This window comes from Dictyoglomus turgidum DSM 6724 (assembly GCF_000021645.1).
Taxonomy (GTDB): Bacteria; Dictyoglomota; Dictyoglomia; order Dictyoglomales; family Dictyoglomaceae; genus Dictyoglomus; species Dictyoglomus turgidum.
Genome location: NC_011661.1, coordinates 489544 through 509885, shown reverse-complemented (window position 1 = coordinate 509885; position 20342 = coordinate 489544). Strand labels below are relative to the sequence as shown.

The 20342-nt window shown below is 32.9% G+C and carries 20 protein-coding genes and 3 pseudogenes; 11 read left to right on the top strand and 12 right to left on the bottom strand.

The window, feature by feature from the left end:
• The first annotated feature begins 138 nt into the window (after positions 1-138).
• Together DTUR_RS02570 and DTUR_RS02565 are read left to right on the top strand one after the other, a co-directional pair.
• Positions 139-825 (top strand): FadR/GntR family transcriptional regulator, encoded by a 687-nt coding sequence (locus tag DTUR_RS02570; protein ID WP_012582881.1) that lies wholly within the window; start codon positions 139-141, stop codon positions 823-825.
• 20 nt (positions 826-845) lie between these two features.
• Entirely contained in the window at positions 846-2699 is a 1854-nt protein-coding gene (locus tag DTUR_RS02565) for a glycoside hydrolase family 127 protein (protein WP_012582880.1), read from the top strand.
• Between the two features lie 23 nt (positions 2700-2722).
• Here DTUR_RS02565 and DTUR_RS02560 read toward each other — a convergent pair whose 3' ends face one another.
• From DTUR_RS02560 to DTUR_RS02545, 4 genes are read right to left on the bottom strand one after another with little or no spacing between them, the layout of a single operon-like run.
• Positions 2723-4033 (bottom strand): DUF3887 domain-containing protein, encoded by a 1311-nt coding sequence (locus tag DTUR_RS02560; RefSeq protein WP_012582879.1) that lies wholly within the window; start codon positions 4031-4033, stop codon positions 2723-2725.
• A gap of 21 nt (positions 4034-4054) precedes the next feature.
• Positions 4055-4825: a hypothetical protein gene (locus DTUR_RS02555; RefSeq protein WP_012582878.1), complete on the bottom strand. Its 771-nt coding sequence runs from the start codon at positions 4823-4825 to the stop codon at positions 4055-4057.
• Positions 4826-4841: 16 nt separating this feature from the next.
• Positions 4842-5837 (bottom strand): hypothetical protein, encoded by a 996-nt coding sequence (locus DTUR_RS02550; protein WP_012582877.1) that lies wholly within the window; start codon positions 5835-5837, stop codon positions 4842-4844.
• A gap of 44 nt (positions 5838-5881) precedes the next feature.
• Positions 5882-6589 carry an SDR family NAD(P)-dependent oxidoreductase gene (locus DTUR_RS02545; protein ID WP_012582876.1) on the bottom strand — a complete coding sequence of 236 codons (708 nt, stop codon included), beginning with the start codon at positions 6587-6589 and terminating at the stop codon, positions 5882-5884.
• Positions 6590-7092: 503 nt separating this feature from the next.
• On the opposite strand from DTUR_RS02545, the pseudogene DTUR_RS09620 reads away from it, so the two are divergent.
• Together DTUR_RS09620 and DTUR_RS09545 are read left to right on the top strand one after the other, a co-directional pair.
• Positions 7093-7367 (top strand): annotated as a pseudogene (locus DTUR_RS09620) (helix-turn-helix domain-containing protein); the annotation flags it as partial.
• A gap of 29 nt (positions 7368-7396) precedes the next feature.
• Positions 7397-7522 carry a hypothetical protein gene (locus DTUR_RS09545; protein ID WP_278007863.1) on the top strand — a complete coding sequence of 42 codons (126 nt, stop codon included), beginning with the start codon at positions 7397-7399 and terminating at the stop codon, positions 7520-7522.
• Positions 7523-7552: 30 nt separating this feature from the next.
• On the opposite strand, the gene DTUR_RS02535 is transcribed toward DTUR_RS09545, so the two are convergent.
• Positions 7553-8722: an HD-GYP domain-containing protein gene (locus DTUR_RS02535; protein WP_012582875.1), complete on the bottom strand. Its 1170-nt coding sequence runs from the start codon at positions 8720-8722 to the stop codon at positions 7553-7555.
• Entirely contained in the window at positions 8715-9059 is a 345-nt protein-coding gene (locus tag DTUR_RS02530) for a hypothetical protein (RefSeq protein WP_164930992.1), read from the bottom strand. Before DTUR_RS02530 ends, DTUR_RS02535 begins: the two co-directional genes overlap by 8 nt.
• A gap of 122 nt (positions 9060-9181) precedes the next feature.
• On the opposite strand from DTUR_RS02530, the gene DTUR_RS09500 reads away from it, so the two are divergent.
• The 7 genes and pseudogenes from DTUR_RS09500 to DTUR_RS02495 all read left to right on the top strand — a co-directional run bounded on the left by DTUR_RS09500 (position 9182) and on the right by DTUR_RS02495 (position 12229).
• Positions 9182-9511, top strand: coding sequence for a hypothetical protein (locus DTUR_RS09500; RefSeq protein ID WP_242603735.1), 330 nt, complete (start codon positions 9182-9184; stop codon positions 9509-9511).
• Positions 9512-9678: 167 nt separating this feature from the next.
• A complete protein-coding gene (locus DTUR_RS02520) occupies positions 9679-9918 on the top strand; it encodes a hypothetical protein (RefSeq protein ID WP_242603733.1) in 240 nt (79 codons plus the stop codon).
• 168 nt (positions 9919-10086) lie between these two features.
• Complete coding sequence (locus DTUR_RS02515; RefSeq protein WP_164930989.1) at positions 10087-10494, top strand: hypothetical protein; 408 nt, start codon at positions 10087-10089, stop codon at positions 10492-10494.
• Positions 10430-10639, top strand: coding sequence for a sulfurtransferase TusA family protein (locus DTUR_RS02510; RefSeq protein WP_207285092.1), 210 nt, complete (start codon positions 10430-10432; stop codon positions 10637-10639). The genes DTUR_RS02515 and DTUR_RS02510 overlap by 65 nt, the downstream gene beginning before the upstream one ends.
• A gap of 18 nt (positions 10640-10657) precedes the next feature.
• Positions 10658-11536 (top strand): annotated as a pseudogene (locus DTUR_RS02505) (threonine synthase).
• Positions 11520-11812: pseudogene (locus DTUR_RS09615) on the top strand (MoaD/ThiS family protein). The pseudogenes DTUR_RS02505 and DTUR_RS09615 overlap by 17 nt, the downstream one beginning before the upstream one ends.
• 99 nt (positions 11813-11911) lie before the next feature.
• Entirely contained in the window at positions 11912-12229 is a 318-nt protein-coding gene (locus DTUR_RS02495; protein ID WP_164930988.1) for a HesA/MoeB/ThiF family protein, read from the top strand.
• 151 nt (positions 12230-12380) lie between these two features.
• Here DTUR_RS02495 and DTUR_RS02490 read toward each other — a convergent pair whose 3' ends face one another.
• The 6 genes from DTUR_RS02490 to DTUR_RS02465 are packed head-to-tail and all read right to left on the bottom strand — an operon-like array spanning position 12381 to position 20338.
• Complete coding sequence (locus tag DTUR_RS02490) at positions 12381-13700, bottom strand: L-fucose isomerase-like protein (protein WP_012582874.1); 1320 nt, start codon at positions 13698-13700, stop codon at positions 12381-12383.
• Positions 13701-13716: 16 nt separating this feature from the next.
• The gene (locus DTUR_RS02485; protein ID WP_012582873.1) at positions 13717-15990 is read right to left on the bottom strand and encodes a glycoside hydrolase family 31 protein; all 2274 of its coding nucleotides are present in this window, start codon (positions 15988-15990) and stop codon (positions 13717-13719) included.
• On the bottom strand, positions 15991-16815 hold the full coding sequence (locus DTUR_RS02480) for a carbohydrate ABC transporter permease (RefSeq protein WP_012582872.1): 825 nt from the start codon (positions 16813-16815) through the stop codon (positions 15991-15993).
• Between the two features lie 9 nt (positions 16816-16824).
• The gene (locus tag DTUR_RS02475; protein WP_012582871.1) at positions 16825-17733 is read right to left on the bottom strand and encodes a carbohydrate ABC transporter permease; all 909 of its coding nucleotides are present in this window, start codon (positions 17731-17733) and stop codon (positions 16825-16827) included.
• Positions 17723-19024 (bottom strand): extracellular solute-binding protein, encoded by a 1302-nt coding sequence (locus DTUR_RS02470; RefSeq protein WP_012582870.1) that lies wholly within the window; start codon positions 19022-19024, stop codon positions 17723-17725. Before DTUR_RS02470 ends, DTUR_RS02475 begins: the two co-directional genes overlap by 11 nt.
• A gap of 60 nt (positions 19025-19084) precedes the next feature.
• Complete coding sequence (locus tag DTUR_RS02465; RefSeq protein WP_012582869.1) at positions 19085-20338, bottom strand: lactate racemase domain-containing protein; 1254 nt, start codon at positions 20336-20338, stop codon at positions 19085-19087.
• Between the last annotated feature and the right edge of the window lie 4 nt (positions 20339-20342).

Below are 20342 nucleotides of genomic sequence, written 5' to 3'. Positions count from 1 at the left end.
TTCTCATTGTTAGTTTAGTTTTTGTAAGTCCATCAGCAGAAGTTGTAGTTATAAAGTATGCACAGTAGAATTCACACTTATTCCAGAAGCAGAATATTCTCAGACATCAAGTAAGAAAACATTTAAAGGAGGTTTAAAATGAAGCCTGTAACAAGAACAAAGCTCACAGAAAGTATAATAAAAGCCATTATGGAATATGTAAACTCTCAAAATTTAAAGGTTGGAGATAGACTGCCCTCAGAGAGAGATCTCTCAAAAGCCCTTAAAGTAAGCAGGCCTCTACTCAGAGAGGCCATAAGAGTAATGGAGGGGCTAAATTTAATAGAAGTAAAGCCAGGGAGTGGAATATTCATTAAAAATCCCTTAGGGCCAGATTTTTCTTATTTAGTCTTGCATATTGATTTACAAGAAAAAGAGAGATTATTAGAGACATTAAAAGTAAGAAAAGTTTTAGAAAAATTAGCAATTGAGGAAACATTAAAAAATATCGATCCAGAAAAACTTAGTAGACTGGAAAAGTTATTAACAACTCTTGAAGAAGCAATAAGAAGAGGGGATTCAGGCTTAGAAGAAATTTGGAATTACTATAGTACAATTTACCAATTTTCTAATAATAAATTCCTGTTTAGTTTTTTAGATGGCTTAAAAAATATTTATCTTTCATGGATTGATCCACAAGAGAATCCAGTATTCGCAGAAAAAACTTATTCTTATCATCGAGAGTTATTTGAAGCTATAAAAAATAAAGATCTAAACAAAATCAGTTTATTAATTGATAGGTTTTACAAAATCTGGCAAGAAGAGATTGAAAAAAGGTATCGTTAATAAGATAAGGAGGTAAAACTATGCCCGATACTTTCATTATAAATACCACAAATAGTCCCTATTCAAAGCTACTCCCTGTAGCCATATCAGAAGTAAGCTTTACCGATGGGCTTCTTGCAGAAAGATTAAGAACCATAAAAGAAATCACCATACCAACCCAATACGAACTTTTGGAGCAGACTCAAAGGCTTTTTAATTTTAGAAGAGCTGCAGGGAAAACCCAAGGAGATTATTTTGGGTTTTTCTTTAACGATACTGATGTTTATAAATGGATTGAAGCAGTATCCTATACTTTAATATGGGAATGGGACGACGACTTAGACAAACTATTGGATCAGGTAATTGAAGAGATTAAATTGGCTCAAGATGAGGATGGATATTTAGACACCTATTTTACCTTTGAAAGAAAAAAGGAAAGATGGACAAACCTTAAGGATATGCACGAGTTATACTGCGCAGGACATCTTATTCAAGCAGCTGTAGCCCATCACCGAGCAACAGGGAAAACCAATCTACTTGAAGTAGCAATAAAGTTTGCAGATCATATTGACTCGGTTTTTGGTCCTGGGAAAAGAGAAGGTACTAGTGGACATCCTGAAATTGAGATGGCACTTGTGGAACTTTTCCTAGAAACAAGAGACTATAGGTACTTAAATTTAGCAAAATTCTTTATAGATGAAAGAGGAAAAGGTCTTGTCGGAGGAGATTTATATCACATAGATCATAAGCCTTTTAGAGATTTGGATGAGATAGTAGGTCATGCAGTAAGATCCCTTTACTTAAACTGTGGAGCTACAGATCTCTACTTAGAGATTGGTGATATCTCCATACTAAATGCCTTAGAGAGACTTTGGAGAAACTTTACTGAAAGAAAGATGTATATCACAGGAGGTGCTGGAGCAAGATACGAAGGAGAATCCTTTGGAGAAGAGTATGAGCTTCCCAATGAAACAGCTTATGCAGAGACCTGTGCAGCCATTGCAAGCTTCATGTGGAACTACCGAATGCTCTTTGCCATACCCGAAGGTAGATTTGCAGATATCATGGAACAAACCCTTTACAATGGATTACTTTCAGGAATCTCCTTGGACGGTATGCATTACTTTTATGTAAATCCTCTTGCTGATAATGGAAAGCATAGAAGACAAAAATGGTTTGCCTGTGCCTGTTGTCCTCCTAACATTGCAAGGCTTATTGCAAGCCTTCCAGGATATGTGTACACAAAATCTTATGAAGGTATATGGCTTCATTTATATACACCCAATAAAGCCAAAATTGAATGGAATAACAGTATTATAGAAATGGAAGTAAAAACCAATTATCCATGGGATGGAGAGATTGATATAACAATAAATAGTGATGCTCACTTCTCACTCTTTTTAAGAGTCCCTGGTTGGGCAAAAGGATATTCCATATTTGTAAACCATAAAGATGAAGAACCACAAATAGTAAATGGTTATGCAAAGATAGAAAGGGATTGGAAAAAAGGAGATAATATAAGAATAAGTTTAGATATGAAGCCAGAAATTATAGTTTCTAATCCAAAAGTAAAAGACAATATTGGAAAAATTGCGGTAAAAAGAGGCCCTATTGTTTATTGCATAGAGCAAATAGATAACAATTTCCCTATATGTGATTTAGAAGTAGATATAGAAAAAGACCTCGTCCCAATATATTCGGAAATACTTAAAGGAGTCGTAACTATAAAAGGAAAAGGATATATTCCTGAGAAGGATCTGTGGAAAAAGAATTTATACCTACCTAAAAAGGTCCTTAACTCAAAAAGAATTGAGATAGAATTTACCTTAATACCCTATTATGCATGGGCAAATAGAGAACAGGGTCCTATGCAGGTATGGATAAGAAAGGCATAAAGGGGAGGAGTAATTTCCTCCCCCTAAAATGATTTTATCCAATTGGCAATATCTTTTATCACATACTCAGGAATATGGCTTTCCACATAATACTCTTGAGGAATGCTTTTTTCCTCTCCTTCCATAAATAGATGATTTAGCTTAGGATAGGTTTTTAAAGTAATTCTCTCAAAAGGAGAAAGCTTGCTCCACCCTTCAAAATCTTTTAAAGTTACTTGATAATCCCTTTCTCCCTGAAGAATTAATGCAGGAATCTCTAAGCTTGAAAGGGTAAGAACAGGATCATAACTTTTAAGATCTGCCCAATATTTTACAGGCGCTCCAAGAATCATAAAACTTAGTGGATATTTCTTAGAAACATCCGGATCTTTGATTTTTTGAATTTCACCTTTTATAATCTCAAGTTGAGCCTTCTCTTTTTCATCAATAGTTCCATCAATACCAAAGAGATACTCTGTTTGAGCAAGAATTAAGTCTTCAAGAGATCTTGTAGGACCTGCCATTATTATTAATCCTGTTACATCTTTGGTGTAAGTTGCAATTCTTGGAGCAAGCATTCCTCCAAGACTATGCCCCAAGATAAATATCTTGTTACTATCAATCTCTTCTTGAGTTTTCAAAAATTCTATAACAAAAAGTACATCCTCTATTACCTCTTCCCAAACTGTAAACCCATCTTTATATTCACTAAATTTTTCTGGGTAAATCTTTGTTCTTTTATCATACCTTAAGGTTGCTATACCTAAGGTTCCAAGTCCCCAAGCAATATCCCTAAAAGGCTTATTGGGCCCTATGGTTTCATCCATATCATTGGGTCCACTCCCATGGACTAAAATAACTACTGGAAAAGGACCTTTTCCCTTCGGAATTACCAGTTTTCCAGGAAGAGAAAATTCTTTTCCAATCTTAATGTCTTTTTCTACAAAAGAATTAACATCTACATAAGATGGAGGAGTATAGGACTTGCGAGGAGGCGCAGGCTGGAAAAACATACCCACTATTTTTTTATTAGCAAAAACAAGCCTTATATCCACATCCATAAGATTAAACTCGCAAGTAACAAAAACTATTCTATATACTCCTGATCCTTCCGTCCTATATCCTAATATGCTCCTAAAATCCCCCACTTGTTTTTCAAGGGATTTCCATAATTCTTCCAATTTTTCAACAGAAATCATAGATTTTACAGAAGGGTCGAAAAAATCTCTTGCCTCTTCATACCTACCACTTACAAGAAGATAGATAAATTTTTCTGAAATTGCCTTCTCATCTTCCTGAGCATAAATGATGGTGAAAAGCAAAACCATTAAAAAAATTATTAAAATCTTTCTCATTTTATCCCCCTCTTTTAATAATCATTTAGAAATATGGAGCAAACTCTCTCTTACAATCGAATAAGCAAGAAGTAAGAAAGAAGCAAGATAAAATATATCCGCCCAATTGGAGATTCCATAATCTCTAAAAATATAGACAAATAAAATATCTGCAATGGTAGTCAAAGAAACAGCAAGAATAAAGTAAGAATAGTTTTTTGCGACCTTCCCACCCCAAAGTTTTACTATTAACATAAAGGCAAGAATTATGAGGATAAAATCTCCTACAATATAAAATATATTTAAGATTTTACTTAAAATTGTCATTTCTTGAGACCTTAACACGGGAATTAAAATACCTTGCACCAAAAGGACAAGAAATATTAGAGAAATTAAAAGAATTAAAAACTTCTCTGAAACATCAAACTCAAGCCTCAAAAGCCTTATAAAATAAATAAGAAAGACAAAAGCAAATACATAAAAAAGCATATAGAAAATATCAGATATTCCAGGAAAAGGTGCTTCCTCCCCTTTAAATATGGCATAAAAATTCCATATGGAGTCTGCAATAAAAAGCAGCACCAAGCTTAAAACAACAAAAAGCCAACCCAGCCATCCACGCCATACTCTCCCAATTTTTGAAAAATAATAAATAGCAATAATTAAGGAAAGGATTTCTGCTATCTGGTAAAAGAGAGGATATAGAGATTCATTTTTTAAAAGTTTACCCTCTATAGACAAAAAGATTAAAAAAGGAACCATAAAAAGAATAAGAAAGAAAATGGAAATCCTTCTTTCTAAACTCATACTCATAATACTTCCCCTCCCCCTAAAATTCAATATTTTCTGGATTTATTCTATCAAGAAGTTCTATTATTTTCTTATCATTTTTATATTCCTCAATAAACTTTTTATATCCCTGAATGTACTTTTGATGTACAAATTTCTCTCCCCAAAGATCTGAAAGCTCTCTATTTATTCTCCTTATAACCTCCACGATTTCTCCTTCAACTTCCTCATAACTTCCCATTATCTCTTTTTTAATAATAAATTTGTTATCTAAACACACTAATGAACTACATAAAATATTGAGTCCATCCAAAATTTTATTAGTATTCTCAATATACATACCATGACTTTCATAATATCTCATAATAAAATTGACATACTCTAAAAGTTTTTCTACCCATTTGGTTATTTCCTCTTCAATGAAAGAAAATTTTAAGGAAGGAATATTTAACTTATGAAATTCTCCACAAGATATTTGATAAAAACTAATAAAAGAATCACTTTTATTAAACAACTCAGAAAGAAAACTTATATCCTCTTTAATAATTCCATCCTTTTCCGAATAATATCCTTTAAACTTTCCATCATAAAAAAGAAAATGAACTTTATCTTCAGAATTTTCAATCAAAATATGAGAAATGCTATTTTCTTTTTTACTCTCCTCAATTAACCTTTCAGGAATAAATAGATAACTTTCTTCACGAAAAATATTAGGAGTTGAAAAGTACAAAATTAATAAAGGAGGTATTAATTCCTTATCATAAGAAAAGAGAGATAAAAATCCGTTCCTTGCCAAATAATCATTTACAAATATCTCTATTGCATTACTATCTTCAGCCAATATCTCCCCATTTCTTTCCGTAAAAGCCTTAGGAATTATGCCATCATAAACAAGAACTTGAGTATTAACATTTGACACTTCTTCTACCAATACACCATTAAACCTTTCAAGCCTAAACCAGGATATAAGCTCTTTTAGGTTTATAAGGTAGACTGGTGTCCTTTTATAAATTTCCTGCCCCAAAGGAAATTTCATAAAAAATATCCCCTTCCCCTACTTAATTTAATACATTTGCAAAATTAAAAGTTTATCTCTTTGCCATCTTTAAAAAATTTTCCTGTTATTTCAAAAGGTAAAGTCACTACAGCGAGAGCGCCCTTTGCAGAATCTTCAGGCAATCCAGGAGCATTCGGTCCTCCTAAGTCTGTCTTTACCCATCCTGGATCAAAAGCATTCACCGCTACTTTATCCTTAAGCTCATTAGCAAGAATAACGGTAAAACCATTCAAGGCAAACTTACTTAACCTATAACTTGCAATGTCATATTTTTTCCTTATATCATCAAAAGTGCCAGCCCCAGAACTTGTATTAATAATCCTTGGCTCTTTCCCTTTAAGTAAGAAGGGAATTAATGCCTTTACAAGTTTATAAGGAGCATAAAGGTTGACCCCCATAGTTTTTTCAAAAATTTCATCACTTTCCTCCAAAAATCCACCATAAGATAGCATAACTCCTGCATTGTTAAACAATATGTCCAAAGCATTCCACTTTTTTTCTACCTTTTCTACTATCTTTGATGTAAAATTCTCATCCTCCAAATCAGCAACTACCCCTTCGAAATCTCCAATCTCTTTTAAAAATTTCTCTGCTTCTTTTAACCTTTTCTCATCCTTTCCTACACCAATTATACTTGCTCCCTCTTTAAGGAATAACTTACATATTTCAAAACCAACACCCCTTGATGCCCCTGTAATAACCATTCTTCTTCCAGTAAGAATCCCCGCCATATTTTATCCTCCTAATGTCCTTAATTTTTTATTATACCACCTGACCTTTCTCTGTAAAGCTCCCAGCTTATCTCTCCTCTGAAATATATCCTCTCACAAAAATATTAGTGGAAATATTAATTTCCCCTTTAACCTTATGATGAAATACATCTTCTTATTCGTAAGGAATTTCATTAGCTATCAATAGGAAGGAGTAAAGATGTGTTGAGAACAGGTAAGGCTCTACCTCCTATAGGAATTGCAAAAGAAAGAACTCTTCATTTATGAAGGAACCAGCTAAGTTAACTTGAATAGGAAGAGAAAAAACTTCCTTGCTCTTTTCTGATAGAGGTAAAAGAGGTATTCTTTTTTAATACTGATTACAGGTCAGTTCCTAAGAGTATTCACCATATTAGGTATATGGAGACAGGTACCAGTATGAAGAATATTAGGAATAATAAAGAAGATAAAAAGAATTGAGGCTGTATCCCTTCTCCTTGGTATAATTTTCTTACTCCTTTCCCAAAGGAGGGGAGACAAAGATCAAATTCTATCAACAAAATAATTGCAACATATCTAAAACTGCTAAAATCCTTGGTATATCAAGAAAAACCGTAAGAAGAACCCTGAAAAGCTGGATACTAAACATCTTCTTGATAAAAATTCTCTCCCTCCTGATGTGTATAAGCACATGATTAAATACAATCTTCCTCAATATGAATGGCTTCTCCTTTATCATCTTTGTTGCTCTGTGGTTGAGAAAGACAACGGACAAGAGTTTTGTATAGGAAGTGAAAGAAGCTAAATATCTTATGGATATGATGGAATATGGTAAGACCAAGCTTTGGTATAGGTATGGATGGTAAAACTCCTTATGAAATGTTAATCTCTACTAATTTATTTTCTTCTCTCCCAATATGGTCTATTTACAAAGAATTTATCTTTATTCCTTAAAAGTGGTATCTATGTCTATACCAAGTGCCTCTATTCAAACCTAAAATTCTTTTCTTTAAATAGTTTTATACAAGCGTCTACCACCTCTTCATCATAAAGAATTCCTTTCTTTTCTGAGATTTCCCTTAGAGCAGTTTCAAGAGGAAAGGCAGGACGATATGGACGGTGAGAAGACATGGCCTCTACCACATCCGAAACAGCAAGTATCCTTGCCTCAATTAATATATCACCATCTTTCAGTCCTTTAGGATAACCTGACCCATTAATTCTTTCATGATGCTCAAGAACTATTTCAGCAACAGGGTATGGAAATTCTATATTCTTTAGTATCTCATAGCCTACTTCTGGATGCTTCTTTATAAGTTCAAATTCAATAGGATCCAATTTTCCAGGCTTATTTAATATATCTGTAGGGACAGCAATCTTTCCTATATCATGAAGAAGTCCTGCCATGTAGAGGCCCTTTAATTTTTCTTCAGAAAGCCCCATCTCTTTTCCAATGAAAAATGCAAGTTTTGCTACTCTCTTCTGATGTCCTGCGGTATAAGGATCTCTCTTCTCTACTATCTCTGCGAGGGTTTCTACTACTTGATTTAGGAGTCTATTAATCTTTTGAATACTTTCTTTTTCTTCTGTAATATCCATAATAACAAGGATAACATGGGAAGGCTCTTCCTCACAGCCAGGGAAGGGGACTGCTCTTATTTTCAATGTCTTTTTATTCTTCTTTAAAGTATATATTGTTATTTCCCGTTCATATAGAAGAGGAGGAAGACTAATATAAAATAAATTTTCTTTCAGAATTTCTAAGTTATTTTTTATAAACCCTACTCTGTTCTTTTCAGCATCAGTTCTATCCTCAATTTCAAAAATTTTGTACACTTCTTCGTTCATTCTTATAATTCTTAACTTTTTCATAAATTCTTCAAAGAACTGAAGGAACTCTTCTTCTGAAGGAAAATCTAATTTCTCATTAAGAAGTTCTTTCATGAAATTTTTTATTTCTGAAAGATCTACCTCTATGAGTCCTATAGGTGAGATTTTGAATATTGTTTCATAAGCTTTGTTTATTTTCTCCTTTTCCTCTCTCACTCTTAAAGAATAGATCACATAAGAGAGGTCCTCAGAAAGATCCTTTAGAATTCTGAATTCTTCTTCACTCTGGAGGGGGGAGTAAAAAGTATAAAAATTCCTATCCATTCATCCTTAAAATACATGGGAAAGAAAATATAGCGGAGCTTATCTTTTTCTCATTAATTTTGCTGATCAAAGATTTAGGAAGAACACCGCTACATTCCTTTATAATATTTTCAAACCCTTCTACAATAACAGGGTCTTTCATTTTTAGTACTACTTTAAATGGAGAATCTTTGGAAGATATAATAAGTATGCAAACTATATACCCTTCTATATTTTCTATGATCCTTGGAACTTTACTAAATACTTCCTCTTCCCTTTCAATTTTCAAAAGGTTTTGGTTTACCTTACTTAAAAGAGAAAGAGCACGATTTAACCTCTCCGTTGAGACCTCCTTCATAAAAGTCAACCTCCTGAAAAGAAAATACACAAATTGGTGTTATATCACACAAAAAATATTTTGGAAACGTTTCAATACTTTTTATCTTCATAATATAAAATACTTTTAAAATATTCTTTCTTATGATAAAATTCAGACGCAATAAGCATCACAATCGTTTAAGATTTTTAATAGAAGACATAGGAATAGAAGAGCTTAAGAAGCTTTATAGAGATGAGTTTAGAAGATTAAAAGAGGAGTATGTCGTATTAAGAAAAATTGATCTTCAGGAGAGAGAAGAAATAGACGAGGAGATTCCTAATGGGGAAGAGGAAGATTATAAAGAGTTCTTAAAATATAATGTTTACTCTCAAAAAACAGAAGGGTTTTGCCTTCATAGAACTTCGCATTCTTCGAGGAGATATATCTGCAGAAAAGATTCATGCGTTGGCGGATTTAGAGCAGGAGTTTGAAGGAATATAATTTCGCACTTCTCAGAACCAGAATCTGATAATTGCCTGGGTAAGGAAGAAAGATCTTTATAAGCTTTTTTTCAAGATTAAAAACTATTTTTACAGACTTTTTATATCCCAAAACTTTACTGAACATTACTGTATGTAAGGGTGCTTTGACATGTAATTTGGGTTTGTGTAATTCTGTGGGACTTGCCAAGGAGCTTGAAAAGGTAGTAGAGGAATTTATTGGTAAAAAGGTTTTTAACAAATTGGATATTAAAATTAATGGTTGTCCCAATGCCTGTGGACAACATCCCATAGGAAAAATTGCCTTTTATGGCTTGGTAATAAGAGTTTATGGTAGATCTGTTCCCTTCTATATGTTTCTTTTAGGAGGAAGAAGAGAAGGGAACTTACAAGATTAGCAAAAGAAGTGGGAATTAATCCCTGCTAAAAATGTTCCTCTTTTTTTAAAGAGTTTCTTAGAGAAGATAGAAGAAGAAGTTAAAGAAGATGACGAGATCTACGAATTTCTTGATAATAGAGAGAAAAAGATATATGAGCTTTTGGAGGAATATAGTTATGTTCCCCCTATGAGGAGAATAGAGATTTCCTATATAGATTGGGGAAGAGAAGAAGAATTCCCTTTAGCAGGAATAGGCCCTGGAGAATGTAGAGCGGGAGTTTTGGACATGATAGAGGCAGACCTTCATGATGCAAAAATAACCCTGGAAGAAGCAGAGAAGGAAGACTATTCTCCTCAAAAAATTAAAAAAGCTCTACTTTTCTCAGCAAGATCTCTATTAAAGGAAGAAACCTCCTTAGAGGAGAGAAAAGAAAAGCTCTCTTATGCAAAAGAGTTTTTTGAACATATAAAAGAGTTATATAAAAACATGGATTCAAACTTTAATTTTCCAACGAGAAAATCTGAAGAGAGTGAAGAAGGGAATTCCTTGCCCCATAAATTATGTGAAGGCAAAGCTATTTTTAGAAAATCTTAATGTTGGAGATATGGTGGAAATATTTCTTGATGATGGAGAACCCATAGGAAATGTTCCTAGGAGCTTAGAAAATAATGGGCAAGAAATTTTAGAAATTAAAAGAGTAAATAATTATTTTTCCATAAAAGTCAAAAAATTGAAATAAGGAAGGAGGGATTAGAAAATGAGTTATGTTAAGGGTTTAAAGTGTGTAGAGTGTGGTAAAACATATCAAAAAGAGCCTTTATATTTTTGTGAAGATTGTTTTGGCCCTTTGGAGGTGGAATATGATTATGAGGAAATAAAAAAAGGTGCTTAATAAAGATATCATTTCAAAAAGACCAAAGAATCTTTGGCGTTATAAAGAGCTTTTGCCCATAGATGGAGAGCCTACTGATGGATTATATTCAGGCTTTACCCCATTGATAAGAACAAGGAATTTGGAAAAGGTTTTAGGGGTTAAAGAGTTGTAGCAGTGGCACTTTCAAAGGTTAAGGAATTTGGATTTGATACTGTTGCCTGTACCTCTACTGGGAATTTAGCAAACTCTGTATCTGCTCAGGCTGCCATTGCAAAACTTAAGAGTTATATTTTTATTCCTGCAAATCTTGAGACAGGCAAGATAGTAGCAAGCCTTGTGTACAAACCAAGAGTAATAGCTGTAGAAGGGAACTATGACCAAGTAAATAGATTATGTACAGAAATTTCACAAAAATACAAGTGGGCTTTTGTAAACATTAATCTTCGCCCCTATTATGCAGAAGGAGTATGGGCAGAAAGTGTCTCTGATGAAGAGGTGGTTGAGACAATAAAACTTTTAGCGTCCACAAAGGGGATTTTTACAGAGACTGCAAGAGGAGTTACTTTAGGAGTAGCCAAGAAACTTATTGAGCAAGGAATAATATCTAAGGATGAATCTATTGTGATCTGTATAACGGGTAATGGCTTAAAAACTCAAGAAGTAGTCTTGGATAAACTTGGAGAGATAGTAAAAATAAAGCCAAATCTTTCCTCTTTTGAAGAAAAATTAAGTCTGGAGGTGGAAAATGTCTATCAAAGTTAGAATTACTAATCCTTTACTAAAATATACTGATAACAAAAATGAAGTGTAAATAGAGGCAAGAAACATTCAAGAACTCATTGAAAACTTAGATAAAAAATTTCCAGATATTAAAGAAAGACTCTGTGATGGAAATGGCAATTTAAGAAGATTTATTAACATCTATGTGAACGAAGAAGATATATTCGCTTTTTAGAAATGGAAAAGACCCCACTAAAAGATGGTGATGAGTTTTCTATAATTCTAGCTATAGCGGGAGGGATAATAAGATGTTATTAAGAGAAGATCAGATAGAAAGATCTTCAAGACAACAAATTATTTTACCCGAAGTAGAAGGTAGAATCTGCAAAAGACATAATTAATGCGATAAATCCCGATGTGGAAGTTGTTCCCTACTATTATGGATCTGATAATTTTCCTACCCGATACTTAGTAAATGATGCCTGTATTTTGTTGAGTAAGCCTTTGGTCCACGGAGGTATATTAAGATTCGATGGTCAGGTGATTACTATTTTGCCTGGTAAAAGTGCTTGCTATCGTTGCATTTTCCCTTCTCCTCCCCCTCCAGGTCTGATACCCAGCTGTCAAGAGGCAGGAATTTTAGGTACTACCGCAGGAATAATAGGAATAATTCAAGCTAATGAAGTTTTAAAATATATTTTGGGTATAGGAGAACTTTTTACAACAGACTCTTAATCTTTAACGCCTTAGAGGGAAGTTTCCACATAGTGAAAGTTCCTAAGGATAGATCCTGACCTATTTGTGGAGAGAACCCCACCATTACTAAAGTGGAAGATATCGATTATGTAGAATTTTGCCAGTTAAGATTGGAATCTTTTGGTAAAATTTAAAAAGTTATACTTGGAATTTCTAACCAATATAAAACTTTTTTTATCAAAGCCACAAAATTCCCGTAAGAGAGTACCAAGTGATGAGGAAAACCCTCTTTCACTATAGTATCAAATAATTCCCTTGGCTTTATAGGTAAGTCTGTTATGTATGCAAAGCTTCCTTTAAATTTGCTCTCGAAGGGATAGGAAATTTTTCCAGAAAAGATTAAAGCATTTTTCAAGTCTTGGTTAAAGGAGAATAAAGTTACCTCTCCTTCTTTGAATTTACTATCAATAGTTGATCCCATTCCTGGATGATTAAATTGATAGTCTAAACTTATAGGAGGCTTTGTAAGGGAAAGTGATGTATTTCCACAATGCCAGAGAATTATACTCTTATTATCATAATAGACTAAATCTAAAACAGATGTTGGCTTTTCTGAAATTTCTTTCAATATATACATTCCTAAGGCACTTAATATATCTCCTTCACAGGAAACGGGAATCTTTTCTGAAACAATTGCAAAGCTGAAACAAGGAAATATAGACAAAGTTTCTCTAAAATCGGGCCAACATCGGGAAGCAATAGCTTTTGCATTCTCTTTTTTAGCAAGTTCTTCTAGAGCTATTGCAATTTTTAACCCTTCATCTAACCATTTCTCCTCTATTGGAATGTTTATAATTTTTTTAATTTCTTCTTTTGTTTTTTCTAATTCATTTTTGTCTAAAGATTTTATAATTTCTACAATAATATCAAGGGAAGGATAATTCTTAATTTCAATTCCAAATTTAGATTTTAATAATTCATAAGAAACTTCTAAATTAAAGAAACCAGGAGCAGTTCCTACTAAATGAATTATTTTCAGACTCTTAAGATTTTTTAGTATTTTTAACACTTTCAGTATTTCTATGAGCTCTTTATTTTCTTCTTCAGGAAATGTATATATCCAATCAAATTTTTTCTTAGGATTAAATTTTTTAATTAGACTTGCAAAGAAATTTAGAGAACATAGAGAATTCCATTTGAGATTTCCCTTTATCTCTAGTTCTGGGATAGCCCAGAAAATTACAGGTAAATCTGACTTTGCCAATATTTCTCCTAAAAAACCTCCCGCAAAAGTTGTAGTTTGAAACAAGAGAAAATCAATTTTGTCTTGCCATTCCTCTAAAATTTTCTGCAATATAAAAGGATCCTCTATGAGAGATGGAGAGTATATTAGTTCAAAAGAAAGTTTTTGGGAAAGTTTCAATAATACATCTATAGATCTGTTATAAATATCTTCTTTTTGACTTTTAAAAGTCTTTTGAGTCACTCCTAAAAATCCTAATTTAAGCATTTTTTACTTTTCCTCCTTAAAATTCTATCAGAACATTAGTAGTTTGATCTTTGAGTTTTAAAACTAAGCCATAAGGAGTAATTTTGTACTCTTCTAAAGGTTCTAAGTGTTTAACCTCATTTATTCCTAAAACATGTAAATAAATGTTCTTATGTTCAGTAGCATTTTTTACTTGGATATATAAATAGTCTTTGTCAACGTATTTATAATTTACACTTAGCTCACCAAAAGGAGAATAGAAATTTTTTATTTGTTGATTTTTAGGAAACCATACTTCTATGAGTAAGTCCTTAATTTCCTCAGTGTTTCTTCCTATTTTTAATAATCTTGGTATAATTGCCCCTTCTCTTACAAAAATTGGTATTCTATGCAAAGCTACAGTTAAATTATAAACTTTACCTCCCTCAAAACGTTCCTTCTCCCAAAAACTATACCAAATGCCAGGAGGAAGATAAACAATTCTTTCATCTTCCTCTTTAAATACTGGAGCTATCAAAAGATCTTCGCCTAAAAGATACTCATCTTCTATAAATGGTGATAAATAGTCATCAGGAAATTCTAATATTAGGGGACGCATAACAGGAACAGAGGTTTTCTTCCCTAAGACTGCAAAGGAATAAAGATAAAAAAGGAGAGAGTACCTAAGATATGTAAATTTTTTGAAAACAACTTCTGCTTCTTTTCCAAACTCCCATGGTTCTCTTGGGGTAGTACCATGAGCTCTTGTTAGAGAATTGAGCAAAGCAAATTCAGCCCATCTTATATAGAGTTTACTATTAGGTTTTGCTCCATAGAATCCACCAAGATCATGAGCCCATAATAAATTCCCCCCAGAGAGCATATAACTTAAGCCACCTCTTAGAGATGTAAACATTCCTTCATAAGAGCTCTCTGTATCTCCTGCCCATTGTACTGGAATTTTGTGAGATCCTATATAACCCGATCTTCCCCAAACAATTCCTTCTCCTTTTTCTTCTTTTACCACCTCATAAACTGTCTGGTTATATAGAAAAGCATAATAATTATGCAATTCGTCTCCTCTCATTCCATTATATGCAATTACATCCTCGGGAATTTCTTCTCCAAAATCTGTTTTAAAAGTATCTACTCCCATTCTAAGGAGAGGTCTATGAAGATCTTTATACCACTCTTTTGCCTTAGGATTTGTCAAATCTACGATACCTGCTAATGGAGGATTATGAAGTCCTTGAAATTCTTCAGGTACCCATTTAATTTTCTTTATATTACCTTTTAAGTCCCTAAGAAAAAACCCTTTTTCCTCTGCTTCTTTAAAAAGTGGCGATTTCTCTGAAATATATGGATTTTCCCATAGACAAATTTTGAATCCTAATTCTTTTAATTCTGAGATTAGTCGCTTAGGATCAGGAAATCTTTCTAAATCCCATTGAAAATCAGTCTGATATCCATGTCTAAGCCAAGCTCTTCCATCTAAATTTATAACGTCACAAGGTATATTTTTTTCCCTTAAAGTTCTTGCTACTTTTAAAACTTCCTCTTCATTCCAATAATAGCAACGAGAAATCCAAAGTCCAAAGCTCCAAAACGGTGGAATTTCAGGTTCTCCTGTAACTGCATGATATTTTTGTATGATTTCCTTAGGATCTTTACCTAAAAATATAAAGAGATCTAAATTAGAAGAAAGATCTTCCCAGTAATACCCTACAAGATTTTTATAGGGATAAGCTATATAGTGCCTTGTCTTATAACTAGTATTGAATAAAATACCCCACCCTCTTGTGCTCCAAAGAAAAGGGAGAGGCTTATATGCTCTTTGTGTAAAAGTCCCATAAGCATCATTTACCCATATTTCTAAGAATTGGGAATGTTTTTCACAAGGTGTAAAGAATTCCCCTAATCCAAATATTTTTTCCTCATAACTTAAAGAAAAAGTGCCACAAAATCCTCTTTCTTTTTTAGCTAAAGGGGGAGTTAAATGAAGTAGCCCTACATTTCTATGATTATCTAAAGAGAGTACTAATTTATCACCCTTCTTAAAACCAAAGAAAAAAGGCTCAGAAAGAATTATAAGCTCTGTTTGTATTCCGGACAATTTAATCAGTTCATCTTCTCTTTTTATTTCTATAGATTTTGTAGGGAGATTAATATTTGAAGTTTTATCTTTATCGCTATAAATTTGTAATCTCCAAATGTTATTTTCATATAATGTTATTTTTATTCCTAAGAGTGTTTGATCTTCTAACTCTAAGATCCCTGAAAAGATTCCATTCTCAATTTTGTATTCCCTTAATCTTTTTACTTTTATATACATCTATCCTTTTATACCTCCTCCCGAAAGCCCCATGATAATGTATCTTTGTAATACTAATGCGAGTATAAAAACAGGCAAAATTATTAAAATCCCAGCAGCACTCATTTTGCCTACTTCAGGAGCATACATCCCTACAAAAGTTGTAACTAACATAGGAGCAGTTGTAGTTTTAACATTACTTAGAACCAAGGTATATATAAAGTCATTCCATGATCCTAAGAAACAGAATATTATTGCAACAATAATGCCTGAAGACGCTAAAGGAAGAAATATTTTAGTGAATACTTTTACATGGGAACAACCATCAATTAAAGCTGCCTCTTCAAATTCCTTAGGAATTTGTTGGAAAAAGGGCAAAAGAAGCCAGACTACATATGGAAGATTGAAAGTTGTATGAGCTAAAATCATTCCAGTGTAAGTATCTAATAATCCTATTCTTCTAAACAAGTAATAAATAGGCACTGCTAAAGCAATCTGAGGTATCATTCTAGTAAATATTATTCCCATACTTATTTCTCTTCTCTTTTTTAAAGGGAATCTTGCTAAAGCATAAGAAGCTAAAGAGCCGCCTAATACTGAGAGGAAGGTTGTCCAGAGAGCTATATAAGTACTGTTAAAAATATTCTTAAAAAAGGTTGTTTCTCGAAATACTCCTACGTATTGTTCTATTGTTGGTTTGAAAGGGTGAAACGGGGTGGGTGAAGTCCAAATAGCCATGTTTGTTTTTATACTTGTTAGAAAGAGTAATATTACAGGAAAAAGCTCAATTATGAGTATAACCGATGCCAGAATAAATATTAAGCTTTTAATTAATTTTTTTCTCACATTATCACCTCAATATTCATAGACTTCCCTACTAAATATTCTTGTGAGTCCAATTGCACTTACAATCATAGCAATAGTAGTTAATACATAACCCGCAGCATTTGCATATCCCATGTCAAAAAATCTAAAGGCATTTTTATAAATAAAGATTGATAAAAAAGTAGTTGCATTACCCGGTCCACCTTCCGTCATTACGTAGACTTCCGAGAAAATTCTCAAGGCATCAATTAATCTTAAAAAAACTGCAACTATTATTGCGGGAACTAAAAGAGGAAGAATGATGCGGAAAAAGATTTGAAATTTGTTTGCACCATCAATAGCTGCAGCCTCTTTAAGCTCTTGAGGGAAATTTGATAAAGCAGCATATAAAGTTATAAACATAAAAGGCCATGTTCTCCATATGTCTTGGAGTATAACAGCAATAAATGTTAATGTTCCATTACTTAACCAGTCTACAGGCTTTTTCCCCAAAAATCTATAAATGGCTCCAAAAACTCCATATGTAGGGTGAAGAATAAATCTCCAGGTTGTTCCTGAAAGTGATGGAAGAATAAAAAAGGGAAGAAGAAGTAAAGTTCTCATGATACTATTACCCTTAAATTCTACTTGAAAAAGCAATGCAATTAAAAGCCCTATAATTAATTCTAAAGGAATAGCAGTACAAACAAAGATTATCTGAATTTTTAAAGCATGCCAGAAAAGAGGATCTTTAAAAAGATTTAGATAATTTCCAAAACCAACAAAGGAAGGAGGATTAGTTTGTGTAAGTTCCCATTTATGAAGGGACATATAAAAAGAATATATTAAAGGATAAATTAACATTAAAGTTAGAAATGTAATAGTAGGGCCGAGAAATATGATATTATTTATTAGGTGGCGGGGCTTTGCCCCGCCAATTTTACTTTCTCTACTGAACATAGCCCCCCTCCTTTAGTATCTTGTATATTTCATTATACATAGAATCTACTGCTTGTTCCGGGGTTAGTTCTCCACTTATACCTTTTGTCCAGTAAACTTGAATTACTTCTGATACTTTTGCGTAATCTTTAAATCTTGGCCTACTTATTCCATATTTAAAGGCTTCTAAAGTAGCTTGATACCATTTTCTTGTCTTTTGTAAGTCTGGATCAGAAAGAAGATCCTTTCTAACAGGAGACATTCCTGCCTCTATAAGCTTCTTCCCTGCCTCTTTTGAAGCCCACCAATAAGCAAATTCTGCAGCTGCTGTCTTATTCTTAGATGCCTTTGGAATTCCAAGAATCCAACATCCCGTAACAGCAACTCTTCTTGCAGGACCTGCGGGTGGAACAATATAACCAATTTTCCCCGCTACTAAGGACTGTTTTGGATCTTCATGATTTGGAATTAAAGCAGGCCATTGAAACATTACTGCAATTTGTCCCATGTTAAATGCTTGAATTCTCTCTGTGTGTCCAAAAGAAAGTTTACCTGGAGGTGCTGTTTCTAAAAGATCTTTATAGAATTTTATAGCCTCTACAGCTTTTTTCTTATCAAGAACTAATCTTACAGTTTTTCCACTTGCTTTAAGAATATCTGTCCCGAAGGAGGACATAATGAATACTGCTTCTGCTGTTACCCCCTCAGCTTTTATAGTAAATGGTCCAAAACCATACATATTGGGTTTCTTAGAGAAGAATCTTGAAACATCCAAAAGCTCTTTAAAAGTATTTGGTGGATTTAATTCGTAACCATATTCTTTCTTAAATTCCTCTTTATTTTTGGGATCTTCAAATAAATCTTTTCTGTATATATAAACATAAACATTACCATTTATAGGCAAGCCTCGTGGAGTTCCCTCCCAGATAGCAGCGTTAACAGCTCCTTCCACAATGTCTTTTAAATCTACTTTTTCAAAAACCCTACCTTTAGGCCATAAAGTATAAGGAATTAACAGTTCTCCAAATTGGGGAACAAAGGGTTCATCAACAGCAACTAAGTCATAATCTGTTCTATCTAAAGATATACCTACAGCTGCTTTTTCAAGTACAGATCGGGTAGGAAGCGCTACAAAATTAACCTTAATACCTGTTACTTTTTCAAATTCTGGAATTAAACTTTTCACAGCTTTAGTATGAGCATCATCCCAAACCAATACATTTATTGTAGTTTTATAAGGTGTTGCTTGGGCCAGAACAAAACTTAGGATTAAAATTAATGATATCAAGAGAAAACCTATTTTATTTCTCATTTTTATAACCCCCCTTAGAATCTTTTATTTTCTGAAACTTTTTAAAAAAACTTTTATTGTTTAAGCTATGTAACTTATTTCACCCCCCTTAGATTTTTTTAATACAGGTACCAAAAAGTTTCCTCCATACAATATTGCTATATTTTTATCTTCTTGATTTAAGATCTCTGCGAGATCTGTACTTGTAACTCCAGTAACAAAACGAGATATATTTTTTGAAAAGTCATAGTCACTATACAGATATAGCTTGTATTTTTTAGCAAGTTCTAGAAAAAATAAAAGTTTATGTTTACCAACCGAAAAATTGAATTTAAGCTCTTCTATTGTTTTGTCAACGTCATATAGCTCTTCTGTTATTCTTTTAAAGTCTTCAGAGCCCCATCCTCTTGAGCAAGGAGCAAAGACTATGATTTTTCCTCCCTCTTTTGTAATATAACTGGCATGTCTAAATGCTTTTTGAGTTTGATATAAGTCTTGATCTTCAGGATAGCCTCCTGGAGATGTGATCACTACATCGTACTCTTTGCTAACCTCTATACAATATAGTTCTTTTGATTTTTCTATTGCCTTTTTAAATGATTCTGTTATTTCTCCAGCTATAACATTTATTATATTTTTTTCTACATCTTGGATGAGATTAATAGAGAAAATGTTGGGAATTTTCTTGCTAAAATTAACAACCCACTTTAAAACTATGTTATCTTCAATGCCAGCTTTAAGCTCATGAAAAAGTACTTGTTTATGAGTCTTGTTTATAGTCTCTCTATCAGCAAGTCCTGGAATTATACTTTTAGGAGGACCTGAAAATCCAAAAATTTGATGAGGAACAACATCTCCTATTATAATTCTTGCATCTGCTTCTATAAATTCTTTATTAATTCCTACCCTTTCTAAATTTTCATCTTCTAAAAAGATCAAACCTTTATCAGGATCATGCTTTATTACTTCAACAGAAAAATCATAACTTATATCCGAGAAATCATAAAGTGTTTTATCCTGATGGAGACCTGTAGCTACTATAATTTTTATATTTTTACCTTTAATTTCTTTTTCACGAAGATAATTAAATAAAATTCTAAGAATCTCCTTATTATTTATAGGCCGAGTATCATCTTCTATGCTGATAGCTATATTATTTTTAGATTTTAAAAAAACAGATAAAGAATTAAGACCTAAAGGATTATCTAAGGCCTCATAGATCAACAAATCTTTAGATTTATTAGTCTTTACCCTTTTAGGCTCAAGAATATCAGCCTTATATGGAATTATAATCTCTATTTTATTTTTGCCATATGGAAGGTAATAACTAAACATTTTT